At 61.3% G+C, this 19,466-nt stretch carries 15 protein-coding genes; 4 read left to right on the top strand and 11 right to left on the bottom strand.

The window, feature by feature from the left end; all coding sequences use genetic code 11:
- Window positions 1-58: 58 nt before the first annotated feature.
- Window positions 59-376, bottom strand: a complete 318-nt coding sequence (locus B5M42_RS01545; RefSeq protein ID WP_209280639.1) for a hypothetical protein — start codon at window positions 374-376, stop codon at window positions 59-61.
- A 147-nt stretch (window positions 377-523) separates the two neighbouring features.
- On the opposite strand from B5M42_RS01545, the gene B5M42_RS01540 reads away from it, so the two are divergent.
- Window positions 524-1,702: a M20 family metallopeptidase gene (locus tag B5M42_RS01540; RefSeq protein ID WP_134748964.1), complete on the top strand. Its 1,179-nt coding sequence runs from the start codon at window positions 524-526 to the stop codon at window positions 1,700-1,702.
- A gap of 15 nt (window positions 1,703-1,717) precedes the next feature.
- Here the strand turns inward: B5M42_RS01540 and B5M42_RS01535 are convergent, their stop codons facing one another.
- A complete protein-coding gene (locus tag B5M42_RS01535) occupies window positions 1,718-2,662 on the bottom strand; it encodes a DMT family transporter (protein WP_209280640.1) in 945 nt (314 codons plus the stop codon).
- A 130-nt stretch (window positions 2,663-2,792) separates the two neighbouring features.
- Between B5M42_RS01535 and B5M42_RS01530 the strand changes: the two genes are divergently transcribed.
- Together B5M42_RS01530 and B5M42_RS01525 are read left to right on the top strand one after the other, a co-directional pair.
- Entirely contained in the window at window positions 2,793-3,521 is a 729-nt protein-coding gene (locus B5M42_RS01530; protein ID WP_134748968.1) for a YqjF family protein, read from the top strand.
- 107 nt (window positions 3,522-3,628) lie between these two features.
- Window positions 3,629-5,698, top strand: a complete 2,070-nt coding sequence (locus B5M42_RS01525; protein ID WP_134748970.1) for a putative bifunctional diguanylate cyclase/phosphodiesterase — start codon at window positions 3,629-3,631, stop codon at window positions 5,696-5,698.
- A 56-nt stretch (window positions 5,699-5,754) separates the two neighbouring features.
- On the opposite strand, the gene ytxJ is transcribed toward B5M42_RS01525, so the two are convergent.
- Both ytxJ and B5M42_RS01515 read right to left on the bottom strand, forming a co-directional pair.
- Entirely contained in the window at window positions 5,755-6,096 is a 342-nt protein-coding gene (gene ytxJ, locus B5M42_RS01520; RefSeq protein WP_134748972.1) for a bacillithiol system redox-active protein YtxJ, read from the bottom strand.
- A gap of 91 nt (window positions 6,097-6,187) precedes the next feature.
- Window positions 6,188-7,525 carry a 5'-deoxyadenosine deaminase gene (locus tag B5M42_RS01515; RefSeq protein WP_134748974.1) on the bottom strand — a complete coding sequence of 446 codons (1,338 nt, stop codon included), beginning with the start codon at window positions 7,523-7,525 and terminating at the stop codon, window positions 6,188-6,190.
- Window positions 7,526-7,688: 163 nt separating this feature from the next.
- Between B5M42_RS01515 and B5M42_RS01510 the strand changes: the two genes are divergently transcribed.
- The gene (locus tag B5M42_RS01510; protein WP_134748976.1) at window positions 7,689-8,564 is read left to right on the top strand and encodes a metallophosphoesterase; all 876 of its coding nucleotides are present in this window, start codon (window positions 7,689-7,691) and stop codon (window positions 8,562-8,564) included.
- A 69-nt stretch (window positions 8,565-8,633) separates the two neighbouring features.
- Here B5M42_RS01510 and B5M42_RS01505 read toward each other — a convergent pair whose 3' ends face one another.
- From B5M42_RS01505 to B5M42_RS01475, 7 genes are all read right to left on the bottom strand, one after another.
- Window positions 8,634-9,179 (bottom strand): chromate transporter, encoded by a 546-nt coding sequence (locus B5M42_RS01505; RefSeq protein WP_134748978.1) that lies wholly within the window; start codon window positions 9,177-9,179, stop codon window positions 8,634-8,636.
- A gap of 214 nt (window positions 9,180-9,393) precedes the next feature.
- Window positions 9,394-9,969 carry a PaaI family thioesterase gene (locus tag B5M42_RS01500; RefSeq protein ID WP_329959234.1) on the bottom strand — a complete coding sequence of 192 codons (576 nt, stop codon included), beginning with the start codon at window positions 9,967-9,969 and terminating at the stop codon, window positions 9,394-9,396.
- 37 nt (window positions 9,970-10,006) lie between these two features.
- A complete protein-coding gene (locus tag B5M42_RS01495; RefSeq protein WP_134748980.1) occupies window positions 10,007-11,695 on the bottom strand; it encodes a long-chain-fatty-acid--CoA ligase in 1,689 nt (562 codons plus the stop codon).
- Window positions 11,696-11,729: 34 nt separating this feature from the next.
- Entirely contained in the window at window positions 11,730-13,508 is a 1,779-nt protein-coding gene (locus B5M42_RS01490; protein ID WP_134748982.1) for an acyl-CoA dehydrogenase family protein, read from the bottom strand.
- The gene (locus B5M42_RS01485) at window positions 13,505-14,737 is read right to left on the bottom strand and encodes an acetyl-CoA C-acyltransferase (protein WP_134748984.1); all 1,233 of its coding nucleotides are present in this window, start codon (window positions 14,735-14,737) and stop codon (window positions 13,505-13,507) included. The genes B5M42_RS01490 and B5M42_RS01485 overlap by 4 nt, the downstream gene beginning before the upstream one ends.
- Window positions 14,738-14,749: 12 nt before the next feature.
- Entirely contained in the window at window positions 14,750-17,338 is a 2,589-nt protein-coding gene (locus B5M42_RS01480) for a 3-hydroxyacyl-CoA dehydrogenase/enoyl-CoA hydratase family protein (RefSeq protein WP_230632563.1), read from the bottom strand.
- A gap of 9 nt (window positions 17,339-17,347) precedes the next feature.
- Window positions 17,348-19,417: a (Fe-S)-binding protein gene (locus tag B5M42_RS01475; protein ID WP_134748986.1), complete on the bottom strand. Its 2,070-nt coding sequence runs from the start codon at window positions 19,415-19,417 to the stop codon at window positions 17,348-17,350.
- Window positions 19,418-19,466 lie beyond the last annotated feature (49 nt).

The following is a 19,466-nucleotide window of genomic DNA, read 5'->3' as shown; positions in this document are numbered from 1 at the left end:
GAATTTCCCTGCTTGCAAAGGTATGTAAGTGCAAAATTTTGCATAAAACCAATCGCGGCTACAGCGAAGCCGTGTTTCTCGCCATCGTCTGGCGTACGAGCGGCGCTTCGGCTGCAAAGCTTTCGATTCGCTCCTTCTCGCTTGGCGTCAGCTGAAATTCGCAGTCGCAGCCCCCATCCTGCACGACGAGCTGAACCGGCTCGCCCTGCCGGGTGCAAATAAGCAGCACGCCCGGGTCCTCCAGCTCTTCCGGCAGCGGAGCGTCCGGTTCCTGAATCAGACGGAGGTAAATATCCAGCCACTGACCGCGCGTCTCCACCTCCATGACCTGCAGGGAAAAGCGGTGCTCTGCTGGCTCTTGTCCATATTTCATCATCGCGAATCGACTCCTTTGTTGTGAGTTCAGGTGTTGCCTGCCGCTTTAACGGCTCGTGCATGCGTTGCTAAACAGCCGATCTTATGGCAGTTTGCCGCCGAATCGACTACAATAGGAACTAAATTACCGTAGCAAGGAGCTGGCAGCATGAAATCGACCATTTTCGAGACAATCGACCGGCACGCGGAACGGTTCAAAGCCATTTCCCGCTTTATCGGCGCAAATCCGGAGCTCGGGCATGAGGAGTTTCTGGCCGCGGCCCGATTAACCGATGAACTGGCTGAACACGGTTTTACAGTGGAGCGCGGCATTCTGGGTATAGAAACGTCGTTTATCGCGACCTACGATTCCGGCAAGCCGGGACCTGTCGTCGCTTTTTTGGCGGAATACGATGCGCTTCCGGAGCTTGGCCATGCCTGTGGTCATCATTTGATTTGCATGATGAGTATCGGGGCTGCGGTCGGATTAAAGTCGGTGATCGGGCAAACCGGCGGCAGCTTGCGCGTCTATGGCACGCCGGCCGAAGAGACGAAGGGCGCCAAGGTGCCGATGGCCGAGGCCGGGCTGTTCGACGATGTCGACATTGCGCTGATGGCCCATCCGTTCTACCGCTATGAGCGGTCTGGCAGCTCGCTGGCTATGGATGCGCTGCAGTTTGAATTTTTCGGCCGGGCGGCTCATGCGGCAGCCAATCCCGAAGAAGGCGTCAATGCGCTGGATGCGGTGCTGCAGCTGTTTAACGGGCTGAATGCGCTGCGCCAGCAATTGCAGCCTGACGCCCGCGTTCACGGGATTATCAACAGCGGTGGTCAAGCGCCCAATATCATTCCCGATTATGCGTCGGCGCAGTTCTACGTGCGTTCTGCCTCCCGCGCTTATACGGACCTTGTAGCCCGCAAGGTCAAAGCCTGCGCTGAGGGCGCAGCGCTGCAAACCGGCTGTACGCTGCAGATTTCCAATTATGAATATTCGTATGACGAGCTGCGGACGAATGAAACGTTATCTGCGGCGTTTACCCGCAATCTGGAGGCTTTGGGCATTCCGGCTGCGGACATTGCCGACGGGAATGATCACGGCTCGCTCGACTTGGGCAACGTCTCGACGCGCTGTGCGACCATCCATCCGTTTGTGCGCACCGTAGGCGAGCGGCATTCGCTGCATACGCGCGAGTTTCGCGATTTGGCGCAGCAGGAGCCGGCGCTCGACAACATGATTTTGACGGCCAAAGCTTTGGCCGGTACGGCCTGCGACGTGCTCTGCGACCCGGGGCTTCTCGCAGCGGTGCGCGCGGAGTTTGCAGCGATGACGGGCCAAAGCGGCAGCTGAACCGGCGGGCGCGGCTCAGTCGGTCTGGCGCAGCGGCTCTGCCGCAGGCTCCTGCTTGGCCGAGCCTGCCGGCGTCGGCTCCTCCCCTTCGCTGCTGCGCAGAAAGAAGGCCACGCCAACCAGCAGGATGGCGCCGGCTCCCAACTGCAGCAGCGTAATTCGCTCGCCGAGCAACATATACGCCAGCAGCGTTGCGCCAAGCGGCTCGCCGAGCACGATCATTGACACGGAGGCCGTTTTCATATATTTGAGCAGCCAGTTGAAAATATAATGCCCGAAGACGGTCGGCACAATGGCCAGCAGCAGGAAGTTGCCCCATTCCCGGGCCGGATAGCCAAGCAGTGGCGAGCCGAGGGCGAGATTGTAGACCAGCAGCACCCCGCCCGCATACAGAAAGACAAAGAAGCTGTAGACAAACGCGGAGATGCGGGCGCGCAGGCTTTTGCCAAGCAGCATATGGACGGCTACCGCGACCGTGCTGAGAAAGGAAAGCAGGTCGCCGTGCAGCGCGCTGCCGGAAAAGCGGAAATCGCCCCAGCCGATGCAGATCGCGCCGATAATCGCCACCGTCATGCTGATTTGCGCCACGAAGCCGGTTTTTTGCCGGAACAGCATATACGCCCCGATCGTTACCAGAATCGGTTCCAGCGTCAGAATTGCCGTCGAGCTGGCCACCGTCGTGTAATTCAGCGAATCCATCCAGAACATGAAGTGCAGACCTAGTCCCGCCCCCGAAGCGGCAAGCTTGAAGCTGTCAAGCAGACGCAAGCTGCGCATCTCCGGTATAAACCGCCAAATGAACGGCAGCATGCATACATTGGTCAGCAGTAAGCGGTACATGGCGATGATGGAGGCCGGGGCCTCCGACCAGCGCACGAAAATCGCGGAGAACGAAATAGCGATCATGCCGATGACGACCAGATAGGGAATCCAAAGCTGCGGCTTATCTTGTGCGCTCACGCGAATCTCTCCCGAAATAGTTCAAATTGGTATGCTAACGTCTTAGTATAACGAAGGCTGAACAGGTTTGCCAAGCCTATTTTTTTCAAAAAAACATGCGGCGATCTCACCGCAATCGAAGGAGGTATCCATGATGACGCGTCCCTGGCCCGTTCCCTCACGTCCGTGGGTCATGAAGCAGGTCTGGGAGGATTTGCTGTTTGCGCATTGGCCGCTAGCGCCAGCCGCACTGGCGTCGAGAATTCCGGCAGAGCTTGAGCTTGATCTCTTTGAAGGACAAGCGTGGCTCGCCGTCGTGCCGTTTCGCATGAGCGGGGTTACGGCGCGCGGCATCCCTCCTCTGCCGGGCCTCTCGGCGTTCCCTGAGCTGAACTTGCGCACATACGTGACGCGGGACGGCAAGCCGGGCGTCTATTTTTTTACGCTCGACGCGCAGAGCCGGCTGGCTGTGGAAGCAGCTCGCGCGTGGTTCCATCTGCCTTACGTCTACGCGGCGATGAGCGCGGAGCCGCTGGACGACGGCGGCGTCGGCTACGTGTGCGAACGCCGCGACCGGCGCGCCGCCAAGGCCCATTTTGCCGCCGAATACAGGCCGGTGTCGGACATCTTCCACGCCGAGCCCGGCACGCTGGCGTATTGGCTGACCGAGCGCTATTGCCTGTACGCCGTTGACGCCGGCGGACGCATCTATCGCGGCGAAATCGACCATGAGCCGTGGCCGCTGCAGGTAGCGCAAGCGGCGATTCACAGCAGCACGATTGCCGAAGCCTCGGGCTTTACGCTGGGCGGCGAAGCTCCGCTGCTCCATTTTGCCCGCAGACTCCCGGTGCGCATCTGGCCGCTGGAACGCTGCAAATAGCCGGAAATGACAAAATAAATCGGCGCTATGCGGCAAAATGCTGCCCTTTGCCAACGTTTTCATATATAATAGTGGTTAACGAGTTATTCGAATCGGAGGTTACCCCATTGTCAGACCGCATCGTACAATTGGAACAAGAATTGCATTTCAGCAAAGAGATGGTCGAGGCGTTCGCCCAGCAATCGGGTCTGGCCTTCGTTGTCTGCGACCTTGAGCATCGTGTCCAATATATCAACCAATCGTTTGCCCTGTTGTTCGGCTGGTCCGGTCCGGAGCTGTACGGCCGCCTGCTGCCGGTGATTGCCGAAGCCCGGCTGACTGCATACGGTCAGACGCTGCTTGACAGCGGCTGGGAGACCGCCGAGCTTGACGAGCTGCAATTGCGCAAGGACGGCTCGACAGTGCCGACAAGGGCGTCGGTGCGGCCGATTCGCCAGCCTGACGGGCTCATTGCGGCCTATGCCGTTATTATTCGCGATCTGAGCGAGCGCCGCTTGGCCGAGCGCCGGCTGCGGGAAAGCGAGCAGCAGTTTAAATCGCTGTTCGAGAACAATCCCGACGGCATCATTTCCATTGATCTGGCCGGGCAGCTGACAGGGGCCAATCCCGCAACGCAAAAAATATGCGGCTATGCCGAGCACGAACTGCGCAGCAGATCGCTGGCATCGCTATGCGTGCCGGAGCACCTCGATCTGATGATCCAGAAGCTGGAGCGCACGATGCGCGGCCGGCCGCAAAATTTTGAAGCCGCGATCATTCACAAAAACGGCGCGCGCGTCGAGCTGCAAATCATCCTCGTGCCGATTTCTACGGACGGCGAAATCAGCGGCGTCTTTTGCATAGCCAAAAATATTACCCACCGCAAGCAAGCGGAAGATTTGATTCAATACATGGCCTATTACGACGCCTTGACCGATCTGCCGAACCGCCGCATGTTCGAGCGCCAGGTATCGGAGCAAATGAACGAGGCCGACCGGACTCACACGCAAATTGCCGTGTTGTTCATGGACATGGACGGGTTCAAAATCATCAACGACACGTTAGGCCACGCTGTTGGCGATTCCGTGCTCAAGCAGGTCGCGCAGCGGCTGAAAGCTAGCATTCGCGAGCTGGACACCGTTGCGCGCATGGGCGGCGACGAATTCATCGTGTGCTTGCCGCAGATCAAGCAGCGCGAAGACGCCTCCCCGATTGCCGACCGCATCCTGCTGGAGCTGCGCAAGCCCTTTATTATCCAGGGCAACGAGCATTATCTGTCGGCCAGCATCGGCATGGCCTTCTACCCCGAAGACGGCGTGAACGCCGAGGACCTGATCCGTCGTGCCGATATTGCGCTGTACAAGGTCAAGGAGCAGGGCAAAAACCATATTCGCTCCTATGCGGCCAGCATGAACGAAGAGGCGCTGCGCCGCCAGCAGACAGAACGCGAGCTGCACAAAGCGCTGGAGCATGACGAATTTGTCGTCCATTACCAGCCGCAAATCGACGTCAATACGAATACGATTACCGGCATGGAGGCGCTTGTCCGCTGGCAGCACCCGACGCGCGGCTTGCTCTATCCCGGCGATTTCATCTCGATTGCCGAAGAAACCGGATTGATTGTCGCCATCGGCGAACGCGTGCTGGAAGCGGCCTGCCGCCAGTGTCGCGAATGGCACGACAACGGCTACGCCGGTTTGCGCGTCGCGGTCAACCTGTCGCAAATCCAGTTGCGCCAGGATGCGCTCGTGGGTACGGTGCGCGAGGTGTTGGAGCGGACGCAATTGAACGCGGCGTCTCTGGAGCTGGAAATTACCGAAAGCGTTGCGATGCATAACGCTGAGCTGGTTGTTGCCAAGCTGCATGAGCTGGTTGCGCTGGGTGTGCAAATTTCCATTGACGATTTCGGTACCGGCTTCTCTTCGCTCAGCTATTTGAGCAAGTTCCCGATTCATCGGCTGAAAATCGACCGCTCGTTCATCACGAACATAACGAACCGTTCCGAATCGGCCATCGTCGCTTCGATTGTCAAGCTTGCGCACAATCTGAATCTAGGCGTCATTGTCGAAGGCGTGGAAACCGAGCTGCAAAAAGACGAGCTGCCCAAGCTCGGCTGTCATGAAATGCAGGGCTACCTGTTCAGCAGGCCGGTGCCGCCGCACATGTTTGTGCCGATGCTGGAAAAAGGGCTGCGTTGATACATAAAAAAGCCTCCGCCCGATTGGCTTCGGGAAACGGAGGCTTTTTGCTGCGGTCAGTCGAGTACGGCCGAAATGTGCTTGGACGTTACCGACCAATGCGACGTATTCCAGACCGCTTCTTTATTTTTGAAATACAAAATTTGCGGCGATGCGTGTTTGATGCCCAAATCCTCGGCGATCTGGTTCGACACCGGCCGGGTTTCAATCACCTTGACCATATAGTAATCGAGCGCTTCATTCGGCTTACCGGCCAAATACTCCTCATATTCCTCCAGCGCATTGGCGCTGACCGGACAGGTTGTGCTGTGCTTGAGCACGACAGCCGGCTTCTCGGACGAACGCTCCAGCACCTGCTGCCACTCTTCGAGCGACGTAAGCTCTCTCCACTGGGACATAACGCACCTTCCTTTTCTGCTCTAATTTAGAACTATTATAAATAAACCACAAGCATTATGCAACCTGACTTTCCCCTTACGCATTCTCACATCAGCAAATATCGGGCAAGCGTCGCAGCAGCCGCTCGATCGAGCGGTTCGCTTCGCGCAGCACAGTCGCTTTATCCAGCGTCAGCACTACGCCGTTCTCCATCACGACGCGTCCGTCGATGATCGTCATGACGACATCGGCGCGCGTCGCGGAATAAACGAGCCGGCCGTAAATATCGACCTGCGCGGACGGATACGTGTGGTAATCGTTTAAATCGAGCAACACCAGATCGGCTTTTTTGCCCGGTTCGATGCTGCCGATATCCCGTTCCAGCCCCATCACCTCCGCTCCTCCGCGCGTGGCCATGCGGAACACGGTTTTCGCTTCCATCGTCCGCGGTCCATGCTGCACCTTCTGGATGTGCGAAGCCAGCCGCATCTCGTGGAACATATCAAGATTGTTGTTGCAAGGCGCGCCGTCAGCGCCAAGGCTCAGCGCAATATCGCGTGTCAGCAGCTCGGGAATGGCGGCGATGCCCGAAGCCAGCTTCAGATTGGAGCCGGGACAATGACTGACTTTGACGCGGTCGCGGCGCAAAATCTCTTTTTCCTCTTCATCCAGCCAGATGCAATGGGCCAAAATCAAATCCGGGCTCGTCAGCCCCAAATGCGCCAGATAGGCGATATTGCGTTTGCCGCGCTGCGCTTCGACGATTTCGATTTCCTTGCGGTTTTCCGAGGCGTGCGTATGCACCTTGACGCCGTAATGGCGCGAGCGCTCGCGCACCTGGAGCAGCAGCTCCTCTGTGCAGGAGATGACAAATCGCGGGCAAAACGCATACTGCAGCCGTCCGTTGGCATAGCCGTGCCATTTTTCCAGCAGCCGGACGCTTTCGTCCACGGAGTCTTGCGTCTGTTCACGCAGTGCCAGCGGCACCTCGGTTCCAAAATCCATCATCACCTTGCCGGAAATGGCCCGGATACCGCTTTGCGCCATCGCCTGAAAGGCGTAATCCGTATGGTGTACGGTTTCCATGTCGACAATCGCCGTCGTACCGCTGCGGATCAGCTCGCCCAACCCCAGCAGCGCCGAATAGTAGACGGACTCCTCGTCATGCGCCGCCTCCAGCGGCCAAATCCGCTTGCTGAGCCAATCGAGCAGCTCCAGATCGTCCGCTTGTCCGCGAAACAGCGTCTGACACAAATGAATGTGCGTTTGAATGAGACCGGGAATCAGCACCTTGCCCGCCGCTTCGATGATCCGGTCGTCCGGCTGCGGAGCAACCGGCGTTCCGACATGCACGATCCGGTCGTTCTCGATCCGGACATCGCCGAACAGGATGTCCTCCCTGTCGTTCATGGTCACGATTTGCGCGCCGCGAATATACAATCCACCCATAACTCGTCCCCCCCATTTCCTGCCAAACCTGTTTCCTCTAGTATACGCCGGAACCGCGGACATTCATAACCAAGCGTTTGCCGGCATTCGCCAAACGTGTTTTGCGGCTGGTATAATGGAAAAAATCACCTGAACACTCATTCAGGCAAGGAGCGTTGTCATCGTGTTTTCACCTTTACAATCGTTAAGCCGGCGTTCATTTTTGAAGCGCGCCGCGCTCTGGGGCGGTTCGTTTCTGGCATCGGGCGGCGCTGCGGGCAGCTATGCCGCGTACGTCGAGCCGCGCTGGATCGAAACGATCGAGCAACGCGTGCAGCTGCGCGGGCTGCCGCAGGCGTTTGCCGGCAAACGGATCGTCCATATCAGCGACATCCACCTTGGCTTCCATATGACGCTGCGCGAGCTGCAGGCGATTGCTGGGCGCGTGCAGCGCCTGCAGCCGGATATGCTCGTTTTTACCGGCGATTTGTTTGATTCCTGGATTAGCGAGGACCCGCAGGCAACTGCGGCTGATCTGGCCGCTTTGGAGGCGCCGCTGGGCAAGTGGGCTGTGTTGGGCAATCACGATACGTATGCCGGGCTCGAAGACACCAAGCGCATTTTGCAAGCGGGCGGCTTTACCGTACTCGACAATGCGCATGCGCTCGTCCGCCTCGGTGCGGATACGCTCGTAGTGGCCGGCGTCGCCGATATGTGGACCGGCTACCCCGATCTGCAGCGGGCGCTGGACGGCGCCGATCCGCAGCTGTGCACGCTGCTGCTGTCGCATTGCGCTAACTTTGCCGACGAGGCTGCGGCCCGACCGGAAATTGCTTTGCAATTATCCGGCCACAGCCACGGCGGCCAGATCCGCTTGCCCCTGCTCGGCGCGGTTGAAACGCCGCCTTACGGCGACAAATACGTCAGCGGCCTGCATACGGCAGCGAATTCGCAACTGCTCGTCTACACGACGCGCGGACTGGGCATGACGCTGCTGCCGTTTCGTTTCCTGTGCCGACCGGAAATAACTGTGCTGACGCTGGATAGCAAACAAGCCTGACCGCTTCCGGTCAGGCTTTCGGCGTTTGCCGGTCAATCGTTGACGGCGGAAGGCAATCCGCAGCGAGCTTCAACGCATAAACAACGCGCCGATGACCAGCCCCCCAGCGATGCCCCACACCGAGCTGATGCCGAAATACTGCACCATCACAAAATAGCCGGCCGCAATCAAAAACGGCAAAAATTTCACGGGCCCGTCGACGGGCTGCACGGCATATTTGACGAAATCGTAAGCGAGCAGCGCCAGCATGACAAAAATCACCGGCTGCACGCCGCGAATCATGCCCTTGATGACCGGATTGCCCGACAATTTGCTCATCAAACCGACGAGCAGCACCATCAGCAGCGCCGTCGGCAGCACAACGGCAACGATTGCGACAAGCGCTCCCGGCCAGCCGGCCACCTTAAAGCCGATATAAGCGGCCAGCTTGGTCGCAATCGGCCCGGGAAGCGCGTTGCCAAACGCCAGCGCTTGTCCGAATTCCTCCTTGTTCATCCATGCAAACTTGCCCACCGCTTCGTGCTCGTACAGCGGAATAATCGACGGCCCGCCGCCATAGCCGAGCATGGTTGAGCGGCCGAAGCCGACAAACAATTCCCACAGCTTTGCCCACATCGTAGTTTCCCTCTTCCTTGTCGCTGCTTGGTTATGAATCTGACGAAAATTGTAACATACGGCGGCGCGCGCTCCAAGCGGCGTTTCGCCGAGCCAAGCGCTGGCCGAAGGCGGCGGGGACGAACGCACACCAAGCCCGCCAGCCGGGACCTGCGTCGTCCTAAAGCTGCGGGCTTGCTGTGTGTCAGATGATCCAGGAACATGTGTACCTGGATCAAATCACCCGGAACGAGCCGCTTCCGAGCGTTCCTAGCCGACCTTCGCCGTCAGTCACCCGGCCGAGCGTCGTCATCATTTTCCGCGATTGGTGCAGCAGCTCTGCCGTAACGATGAGCGGCCCTTCATAAAGCGGCGCCACGAACTGGACGTTCAGGTTGGTCGTAACGACCTTTTCTCCGGGCCGAGCCAGCATCACAATAATGCCCATTGCGTTATCAAGCAGCGACGATAATACGCCGCCGTTGACGAGCCCGATCAGGTTCAAATGATGCCGTCCCGCCGTAAGCCCGACGACAACGCGCCGATCCTCCAGCCGAATCAGCTCGCAGCCCAAATAGTCCCAGAAGGTTCCTTTTGCGGCCTGTACCAGCTGCTGCAGCTGCGCCTGCCTGGCTTGCTCCCGATCCTCCTCCATGCCTGCCTCCTTTCCCTCTGCGGCGAAGCGGCACATGGCTCGCACCTGCAAAAACTGCGCGCTGCTGAGCGCGCAGTGCGCAGCGCATTCGCCTGACCAAGTGCCAAGTGCCATGTGCCATGTGCCGCCGAGCGCCGTCCGAGCGCGGCTTGCCAAACGCAAAAGCTCCGGCAGCGCTGCCCTGCAAGCAGCATCAGGACGGCTCCACGGAAGACTCGTCTTCCAACAGCTTGCGCCGCAGCACTTTACCGATCATCGTCTTGGGCAGCGAGGAACGAAACGCCACCAGGCGCGGCACCTTGTAGGCAGCCAGACGCTCCCGGCACCAGTCGATAACGTCCTGCTCCGTCAAGCTCATGCCGGGCTTTACGACAATAAAGGCTTTCACCGTTTCGCCCCGATAAGCGTCCGGCACACCGGCGACAGCGGCTTCCTGCACAGCCGGATGCTCAAACAGCACCTCCTCGACCTCGCGCGGATAAATGTTAAAGCCGCCGGCGATAATGAGATCCTTTCTGCGGTCGACAATCGTAAAATAGCCGTCTTCGTCCATACTGGCCATGTCGCCGGTATGCAGCCAGCCGTCCTTGAGCACGGCGGCGGTTTCCTCCGGCCGCTGCCAATAGCCGAGCATGACCTGCGGTCCTTTGACCAGCAGCTCGCCGATTTGCCCGGGCGGCAGCGTTTCGCCCGTCTCGATATCGACGATGCGCGCGTCGGTGTCGGGCGTCGGGATGCCAATCGTGCCGATTTTGCGCCGGCCCCAGATCGGGTTGACATGCGTCACCGGCGACGCCTCCGTCAGCCCGTAGCCCTCGATCAGCCGCCCGTCGGTCAGCGCCTCAAAGCGCTCCTGCACCTCTTGGGGCAGCGGAGCCGAACCGCTGACGCACACCTCGATGGAGGCAAGCGGATATTGCTTGACGCGCGGATGATGGATCAGCGCAATGTACATGGTCGGCGCGCCGGGAAAAATCGTCGGCTGCAGCCGGGCAATCGTTTGCAGCACCGGCTCCGTTTCAAAGCGCGGCAGCAAAATCAGCATGGCGCCCGAAAGCACCGACTGGTGCAGCAGCACGGTCAAGCCAAACACATGAAAAATCGGCAGAACCCCGAGATATGTTTCCCGGCCTTCGCGGCTGCGGTAAAACCAGCTTAAATTTTGATACGTATTGGCCAGCAAATTGTAATGCGTCAGCATGACGCCCTTGGCTGTCCCCGTTGTGCCGCCCGTATATTGCAGCAGCGCGATATCCCGCTCGGCGTCGACTTCGGCGCATGCCGGCGTCGGGGCGGCGGCCCGCAGCCACTTGCGCAGGGAGACTATGCCGGGATCATTGTCGGGGATCAGCGGAGGCTTTTCACCATCCTTGCGCAGCTTGAGCCGGTACAGCGCGCTTTTGGGGAAGGGCAAATCGTCGGCAATCCCGGCAACGAGCACATGCCGCAGCGCCGTTTGCCTGCGAATGCCCTCCACTCGTGCATATAGCTGATCGAGCGTCACCAGCGCTACGGCCCCGGAATCGCGCAGCTGATGCAGCAGCTCCCGTTCCTTGTACAGCGGATTCGTCTGCACGACGATGGCGCCAGCCAGCAAAGCGCCGAAATGCGCGATGACGGCGGACGGACAGTTCGGCAGCATGATCGCGACCCGCTCGCCTCGCGCGACGCCCAGTGAAGCAAGGCCGGAGGCGAAGCGGTATGCGAGTTCGAGCAGCGCTGCATACGTGATTTTTTTGCCCATAAAATACAGTGCGGGCCTGCGCGGAAATTTTTCTGCGGCATCGATCAGCAGCCGGGCCAGATTGTGCTTGGGATAGTTGTACGTCGAGGCGACCTCCTGCGGGTAGTGGCGCAGCCAGATTTTCCCGGTTTCCTCCATAGGAACCGTCCCTCCCGTCCCGATCGTCTTCTTCCTACACGGTGTACGCTTCGCTTTCGCTGACGTGTGCTGCGACCAGACGCTTGAGCGCCACCGTATCGGCCGGCGTGCGCCGGGTCAGCTTGCGGACGACCGCCAGCTGCGTGCGCAGCGCATCTCCCTGCTCGAGCGCAGCCAGCGTTTGTCTGGCGCTGCTCTCCATGCGCTCAAACGCTTCATGGATGTAAACCGTCGTCATTTCGGCAAAAAAGCGCGCCTTCTCCTCGCCGAAGCGTTCCAGCCGCTTGAGCGTGCGCTGCAGAGCGCTTTCGCAGGCATACAGCTCGATCATCATGTCGGCAAGGGCCGCCAGCACCTCCTGCTGCCGCTCCAGCGCCGCTCCATGCCGCTGCACAGCCAAGCCGCCAACGAGCAGGAACAGCTTTTTTCCGGCAGCGAGCAGCTGCTTTTCTTGAGCCAGTGTGCCTTCGGGGCCGGCAGCCGCCGGTACGAGCGCGAGCAGCTCGGCTTGCAGCTCCTGAGCCTTCTGCAGCAGCGGAAGCTCGCCCTTGAGCGCTTTTTTCAGCAGCGTGCCGGGGATCAGCAGCCGATTGATTTCATTCGTGCCTTCAAAAATCCGGTTGATCCGCGAATCGCGATAGATCCGCTCGATGCGGTATTCCTGAATGTAGCCGCAGCCGCCGTGTATTTGCACGCCTTCGTCGGCAATCCGGTCCAGCGCCTCGGAAGCAAATACCTTATTGATCGAGCATTCAATCGCGTATTCGCCAATCGCCCGGGCCGCCTGCTGGCCGGCGTCGGGAGCCGTGTAGTCGATGCCGCTTAGCGCGTCGTCCATCAAGCCGGCGGTGCGGTACACCATGCTCTCCAGCACAAAGGTGCGAATCTGCATATCGGCCAGCTTGGCGGCCACGAGCGGAAACCGGGCAATCCGCGTGCCGAACTGCTTGCGCTGATTGGCAAAACGGGCCGAGAGCGCAATCGCTTCCTTGGCGGCCCCAAGACAGCCCGCCGCCAGCTTGAAGCGGCCGATGTTCAGAATATTGAAAGCAATCAGATGGCCTTTGCCGATTTGCCCGAGCAGCCGGTCTGCGGGAACGGGAGCGTCATCGAAAAACAACGGACGCGTCGATGAGCCCTTGATGCCCATTTTTTTCTCCTCGGGTCCAAAGGTAAAGCCCGGCGTATCGCGTTCGACGATAAAAGCGCTGAAATCCGCGCCGTTGATTTTGGCGTACACGATAAACAGGTCGGCGAAGCCGGCATTCGTTATATACAGCTTGGAGCCGTTCAAAATGTAGTGACTGCCGTCCTCGCTGAGTCGGGCCGTCGTTTTCGCGCCGAGCGCGTCCGAGCCGGAGGACGGCTCCGTCAGACAATACGCGGCGATTTTCGTGCCGGCCGCCAGCTCGGGCAGGTAACGTTCCTTTTGCTCCACATTGCCGAAAAACACAATCGGCAGCGTGCCGATGCCGACATGCGCGCCGACCGACAGTGCAAACGAAGACGCGGAAGCCAACGTCTCGCTGATCAGCGTCGAACTGATCTTGTCAAGGCCCAGCCCACCGTAAGCGTCGGGGACATCGGCGCCAAGCAAGCCGAGCTCGCCGGCTTTGCGCATCAAGCTGACTGTCAGTTCGTAGTCAAGCCCCTCCAGACGTTCATCGTGCGGCAGCACCTCGGCGTCGACAAACTGGCGCGTCGTTTCGGCCATCAGCCGCTGCTCGGCCGTCAAATCCTCGGGCGTGGTGACGGCCCCCGGTTCCATGTCGGCGAACACAAAGCTGCCTCCGACGATTTTTCCTGCGTTCATGGTCTCTCCTCCTCAGCTATACGGTGTTGCGGCTGATCGTCGCTTGCAGCGGGAAATACCTCGAATACGCCGGCTGCGCCCATGCCGCCCCCGACGCACATCGAGACCACGCCAATGCCGCCGCCCCGCCTCCGCAGCTCATAAATCAAGCTGGCTGTCAGCTTCGCGCCGGTGCAGCCGAGCGGGTGGCCAAGCGCAATCGCTCCGCCGTTGACATTGACGCGCGCTTCGTCAAGCTCCAGCTCGCGGATCACGTGGACGCATTGCGAAGCAAACGCTTCGTTGATTTCGTACAGATCGACCTGATCGCGATTCAAGCCGGCCAGGCGCAGCGCGCGCGGAATCGCCTGCACCGGGCCGACGCCCATCAGCTCGGGCTCGACGCCGGCCAGCGCAAAGGCGCGCAGCGCTGCCAGCGGCTGCAGCCCGAGCGCCTCGGCCTTGCGGCGGCTCATCACGACGGCGGCGGCGGCGCCGTCCGACATTTGCGAGGCGTTGCCGGCTGTGACCGTGCCGCCGAGGCTGAACGCGGGCTTGAGCCGGGCCAGGCCCGCAAGCGTTGTGTCCGGACGCACGCCTTCGTCCGTATCGAACTGCAGCGGCCGGGCCCAGGGACGGCCGCTGGCATCCACACCGCGACGCACGGCAGCCACCGGCACGATTTCGTCGCGGAAGCGGTTCGCGCGCAAGGCTTCGGCGGCCTTGCGGTGGCTGGCCAGCGCGAAGGCGTCCTGGTCTTCGCGCGTAATGCCGAAGCGCCGGGCGACCGCTTCGGCGGTGTGGCCCATGCCCATGTACAGCTCGGGCATGGTCTGCACCAGCTGCGGATGCGGTGAGAGCTTGAAGCCGGCCATCGGCACGTGGCTCATGCTCTCGACGCCTCCGGCGACAATCGCCTCCGCCTGCCCCAGCGCGATGCGCTCCGCCGCAAACGCGATCGCCTGCAGCCCGGAGGCGCAAAAACGATTGACCGTGATCGCCGGCACGGTCACGGGCAAGCCCGCATACAGCGCCATCGTGCGGGCGAAGTTCAAACCCTGCTCGCCCTCGGGCATCGCGCAGCCGATAATCACATCGTCGATCTCGGCCGGGGCGAGTCCCGGCGCCCGGCGCAGCGCTTCCTCCAGCACCGTGCGCCCGAGATCCTCGGCGCGCGTATCGGCCAGCGCTCCCTTGCGCGACTTGCCGACGGCTGTACGCGTAATTGAGACAATGACAGCGTCTTCCACAACGATCCCTCCTTAATTGCGCAGCGGCTTGCCCTTGGTCAGCATATGGAGCATGCGCTGCTGGGTCAGCGGCTCGCCGCACAGACTGAGAAACGCCTCGCGCTCCAGATCGAGCAAATATTGCTCGCTGACCAGCGTCCCGGCGGGCGCGTCGCCGCCGGCGAGCACGTGCGCCAGCTTGCCGGCGATTTTATGATCGTGCGCGCTGATGTAGCCGCCGTGCAGCAGCGTGTTCGCGCCGAGCTGGAGCACGGCTTTGCCCGGCGCGCCAACGACGCGCACCAGCGCGCCTTGCGGCAGGCTTGTGGACGACGCGCTTGCGGCTTTCGTCCCGCTGCCTGCACCCGTGGCCTCCCCCCTTGGCGTCCCGCCGGTTCCGCCTGCCGAATCAGCGTCCGCAGCATCGCCAGGCTGTGCCGCACGCGTCCTGGGTCCCGTCTGCGCCGCGTCCGGCCAGCGCCCGGCTGCGGCCGGCAAGCCGGCCCCGACCGTCGCCAGCCCGGCGGCTTGCTCCAGCCGCAGCACCGCTTGCTTGGCAGCGCCGAAACGCCGCTCATGGCGCAGCACGACGGCGTCGTGCGGCTGCAGCAGGCCAAGCCGGGCCGCGTCAAACGCGCTCGTCGACACTTTGGCCATGCCGATCGTCTCAAACGCCGCGTTGATCAGCGGCTGCAGGTCGCTGTCCGGCTCCGGCAGCCTGAGGCTGGCCCGCAGCGCCAGCTCCTTGCAGCCGCCGCCCGCGGGAATCAAGCCGACGCCAGCCTCGACGAGCCCCAAATACGTCTCCGCCGAGCAGACGAGCTGGTCAGCCGGCAGGCACATCTCTACGCCGCCGCCCAGCGTCATGCCGTGCGGAGCGGCAACGACCGGCTTTTCCAGCCCCTTGAGCGCCGTCGTCGCCGTCTGAAACAAACGGATGATGGCATCGACTTCCTCCCACTCGCCGTCCTGGGCCTCCATCAACAGCAGCATGAGGTTCGCGCCGACGCAAAAATGCCGCCCTTCATTAGCAAGCACCAGTCCGCGATAGCTGCGGCGCACCTCGTCGACGCTCGCCTGCACCATCGCGAGAATATCGGCGCCAATCGCGTTATTCGGCGAATGAAACTCCAGACACGCCACATCGTCGCCCAAATCGATCAAGCTGGCTCCGCCATTGCTGCGAATCACCCGGCCCTGCTCCTTCAGCGCCGCCAGCGAAATCAGCTCGGGATCCTCCTCCAGCCGCTGCTGCCGGCCCTCCACTGCCGCGTACAAAGCGCCGTCGCGCCGTTCATACAAGCTCTCCCGGCCGCCGTCAAGCCACGATTTCACCCATTGAGGCACCGTATCGCCTTCGCTTTCCATGCGTTCGACGGTTCGGCGCAAGCCGATGGCATCCCAAAGCTCGAACGGTCCCAGCTCCCAGTTGAAGCCCCATCTCATCGCCCGATCCACCTCGACAATCGAATCGGCGATCTCCTCCAGCGTGGCGGCGGCATACAGCAGCAGCGGCTTGAGCAGCCGCCATGCCAGCTCGGCATAGCGGTCGCGATCGGCCAGCAGCGCACGCAGCCTGGCAGCCGCGCCCTTCGCCTGACGCGCTGCTTCCAGCGACGGCGACGTCACCTTGCGCGCCGGAGCATACGTCAGCGTCGCACTATCCAACGCTTCGATGACCGTACCGTCCCGAGTCTGCGTCTTGCGATAAAAGCCCTGGCCGCTTTTTTCTCCCAGCCAGCCCCGCTCGACGAGCCGCGCCAGCAGCGGCGACGGCGCAAACACCGCCCGCTCGGCCGGGTCCTTCGTCTGGCTGTACACGTTGTCGGCGACGCGAACCATCGTGTCGAGCCCGACGAGATCAAGCGTGCGGAAGGTCGCGCTTTTCGGGCGGCCGAGCGCAGGTCCGGTTACGGCGTCGATCTCCTCGATGCTGCAGCCGCTGGCTTCCATCTCGCGCAGCGTTGCCAGCAAGCCGAACGTGCCGATGCGGTTGGCGATAAAATTCGGCGTATCGCGGGCAACGACGACGCCCTTGCCCAGCCGTTCCGCAGCAAATGCGGCCATATCGCGCACAAGCTCAGGTGATGTCTGCGGTCCGGGAATAATTTCCAGCAGCTTCATATAACGCGGCGGATTGAAAAAATGCGTGCCGAGAAAAGCTGCAGCGAACTCGGCGCTGCGCCCCTCGGCCATCGCGGTGATCGAGACGCCCGACGTGTTGGAAGACACGACGGCGTCCGGCGCGCGCACCTGCTCGATGCGGGCCAGCAGCTCGCGTTTGACTGGCAGGCTTTCCACGATCGCTTCAATGATCCAGTCGGCGCCGCTCAGCTTGTGCCAGTCGTCTTCGACGTTGCCCGGCACGATGCGCTCGGTGAAGGCGTCGCTGTACAGCGGCGCTGGCTTCGCCTTGGCCAACCCGGCAATCGCTTGCCGGGCCAGCCGGCTGCGGACGGCGGGATCGGCAAGCGTCAGCCCGGCCGCCTCCTCTGCCGACGTCAGCGCAGCAGGCACAAGATCAAGCAGCAGGCACGTTACGCCTGCATTCGCCAAATGGGCGGCTATGCCGGAGCCCATCACTCCGGAGCCGATGACGGCGGCGGTGCGAATGTTTTTCATCGCTTCTCCTCAACCTCCTGTCTTGTCGGGACCCCATACGGACAGCGCCAGCAGCTCGGCGATATCGCGCACGGGTATGGCGGTATCCCCGCCGGCTTGCCGCGTGCCGTCTTCCAGCATCGTCAGGCAATACGGACAGGCGGAGCCGATCAGCGTCGGCTCGGCGGTCAGCAGCTGCGCCGTACGCGCTTCATTCACCCGCACGCCGCTCCGCTCCTCCATCCACATCAGACCGCCCCCGGCCCCACAGCACATGCTGTGCTCGCGCGAGCGGGGCTGTTCGACCTGCCGAACGCCGGGAATCGCCTGCAATATCGCCCGCGGCGGGTCGTACATTCCGTTGTAGCGGCCCAAATAACACGAATCGTGATAGACGATCCGCTCGTCAAGCGGATGCTGCGGACGCAGCTTGCCTTCGGCGACGAGCCGGGCCAGCAGCTCGCTGTGATGCAGCACCTCGGCGGTCAGCCCGAAGTCGGGATATTCGTTGCGCATCGTATGCAGCGTGTGCGGGCACGCCGTAACAATTGTGCGGACGCCGTAGCGCTCGAACATGGCGATATTGTCGGCGCAGAGCTGCTGGAACAAAAACTCGTTGCCCATGCGGCGGGCGGTATCACCGGAATTTTTTTCCTCATTGCCGAGAGTGGCGAAATTGACGCCGGCTTCGCGCAGCAAGCGGACGAGGGCCAAGGTAATCTTACGGCTGCGCCGGTCATAGGAGCCCATCGAGCCGACGAACAGCAGCACGTCAAAATCGGGATTTTCCCGCACCGTCGGCACGCGCAGCTCGCCGTAAGGCTCAAGCTCAAGCTGCCAATCGGCGCGCGCCGACCGGCTCAAGCCCCACGGATTGCCCTGCCGCTCGATGTTTTGCAGCGCGCGCTGCGCTTCGGCTGGCATGGAGCCTTCGGTCAGTACCAAATAACGGCGCAAATCGACGATTTTGTCGACATGCTCGTTGCCGACCGGACACATTTCTTCGCAGTTGCGGCACGTCGTGCAGGCCCATAGCTCCTCTTCGCTGATTATGCCGCCAGCCAGCGGTGGCCGTTCTTCGGGTTCGGCTCCCTTCACTGACACCTCCGGACGATCTCCGTCCTCCACCACCCAAGCTTGGGCTGACGGACGCCGTGCCGCCTGCTCCTCGCCGACCGCGGTCAAATGATCACGCAGCTTGATGATCAGATGCATCGGCGACAGCAGCTTGCCGGTCGCATTGGCGGGACACACGCTCGTGCAGCGGCCGCACTCCACGCAAGCGTACAGGTCCAACAGCTGTTTTTGCGTAAAATGCTCGATCCGCGCCGCGCCGAAGCTTTCCACTTCTTCCGTCTCCAGGTCCAGCTTGCTCAGCTTGCCCGGCGGATCTGTGCGTCCGAGCCACAAATTGATCGGCGCTGTAAGAATGTGAAAATGCTTCGACTGCGGCACATACACCAAAAACGACAGCAGCACAAGCAAATGCGCCCACCAGGCGATTTCAAAGCCGGTGTGCGCCGCGGCCTGCGGCCAGTCGCCCAATGCCGCTGCCAGCAGCGACGAAACCGGAGCCAGCCCCGACGCCGGACGCACCTCCTCCAGCCGCGCAAATGCCAGTGCAAACAGGACCGACAGCATCAGCAGCACGATAAAAAACAGCACGATGCTTGGCTTCCAGCCGCGCTTGAGCCGCGCCAGCTTTTCGATGTATCTGCGGTAGCCGGCGTAAGCGGCGGCTGCGATGATCAGCACCGCCGTCAGCTCCTGGATCAGACCGAAGACCTCATAGCCGGGCAGCGGCAGCCCTCGCCCGGTTAAGCCCTTGGCCAGCAGATCGAGCGCACCGAGCTGCACAATCAGGAAGCCGTACAGCAGTACGATGTGCATCACACCGCTTTTCGGATCGTGGAGCAGCCGGGATTGCCCCAGCCCCTCCACCAGCAGAGTACGCCAGCCCTGTGCGGCTTTCCGTTTTCGTTCAACCGGACGTCCGAGCCGCACATTGGCGAAACGGCGCTGCACGATCCGCGCGAACAGGAACACGGCATACCCGGTGACCAGCAAAAACAGTACGAATTGCATCAAAGCGGCGCTCATGACGCATCCCCCCTTCTTCGGCGACTCGCCGCATCTGTACCGCCGCTGT

Origin of the sequence: Paenibacillus athensensis (genome assembly GCF_004514475.2) — a bacterium.
GTDB lineage: Bacteria > Bacillota > Bacilli > Paenibacillales > NBRC-103111 > Paenibacillus_AL > Paenibacillus_AL athensensis.
The sequence above is the reverse complement of the archived record's forward strand: the minus strand, read 5'-3'. Positions and strand labels throughout refer to the sequence as shown.

Coding starts and splice junctions, on each gene's coding strand:
- B5M42_RS01545 (WP_209280639.1), bottom strand. CDS start 376: ATGATGAAATATGGACAAGAGCCAGCAGAGCACCGCTTTTCCCTGCAG.
- B5M42_RS01540 (WP_134748964.1), top strand. CDS start 524: ATGAAATCGACCATTTTCGAGACAATCGACCGGCACGCGGAACGGTTC.
- B5M42_RS01530 (WP_134748968.1), top strand. CDS start 2,793: ATGATGACGCGTCCCTGGCCCGTTCCCTCACGTCCGTGGGTCATGAAG.
- ytxJ (WP_134748972.1), bottom strand. CDS start 6,096: ATGTCCCAGTGGAGAGAGCTTACGTCGCTCGAAGAGTGGCAGCAGGTG.
- B5M42_RS01515 (WP_134748974.1), bottom strand. CDS start 7,525: ATGGGTGGATTGTATATTCGCGGCGCGCAAATCGTGACCATGAACGAC.
- B5M42_RS01505 (WP_134748978.1), bottom strand. CDS start 9,179: ATGTGGGCAAAGCTGTGGGAATTGTTTGTCGGCTTCGGCCGCTCAACC.
- B5M42_RS01495 (WP_134748980.1), bottom strand. CDS start 11,695: ATGGAGGAAACCGGGAAAATCTGGCTGCGCCACTACCCGCAGGAGGTC.
- B5M42_RS01490 (WP_134748982.1), bottom strand. CDS start 13,508: ATGAACGCAGGAAAAATCGTCGGAGGCAGCTTTGTGTTCGCCGACATG.
- B5M42_RS01480 (WP_230632563.1), bottom strand. CDS start 17,338: ATGAAAAACATTCGCACCGCCGCCGTCATCGGCTCCGGAGTGATGGGC.
- B5M42_RS01475 (WP_134748986.1), bottom strand. CDS start 19,417: ATGAGCGCCGCTTTGATGCAATTCGTACTGTTTTTGCTGGTCACCGGG.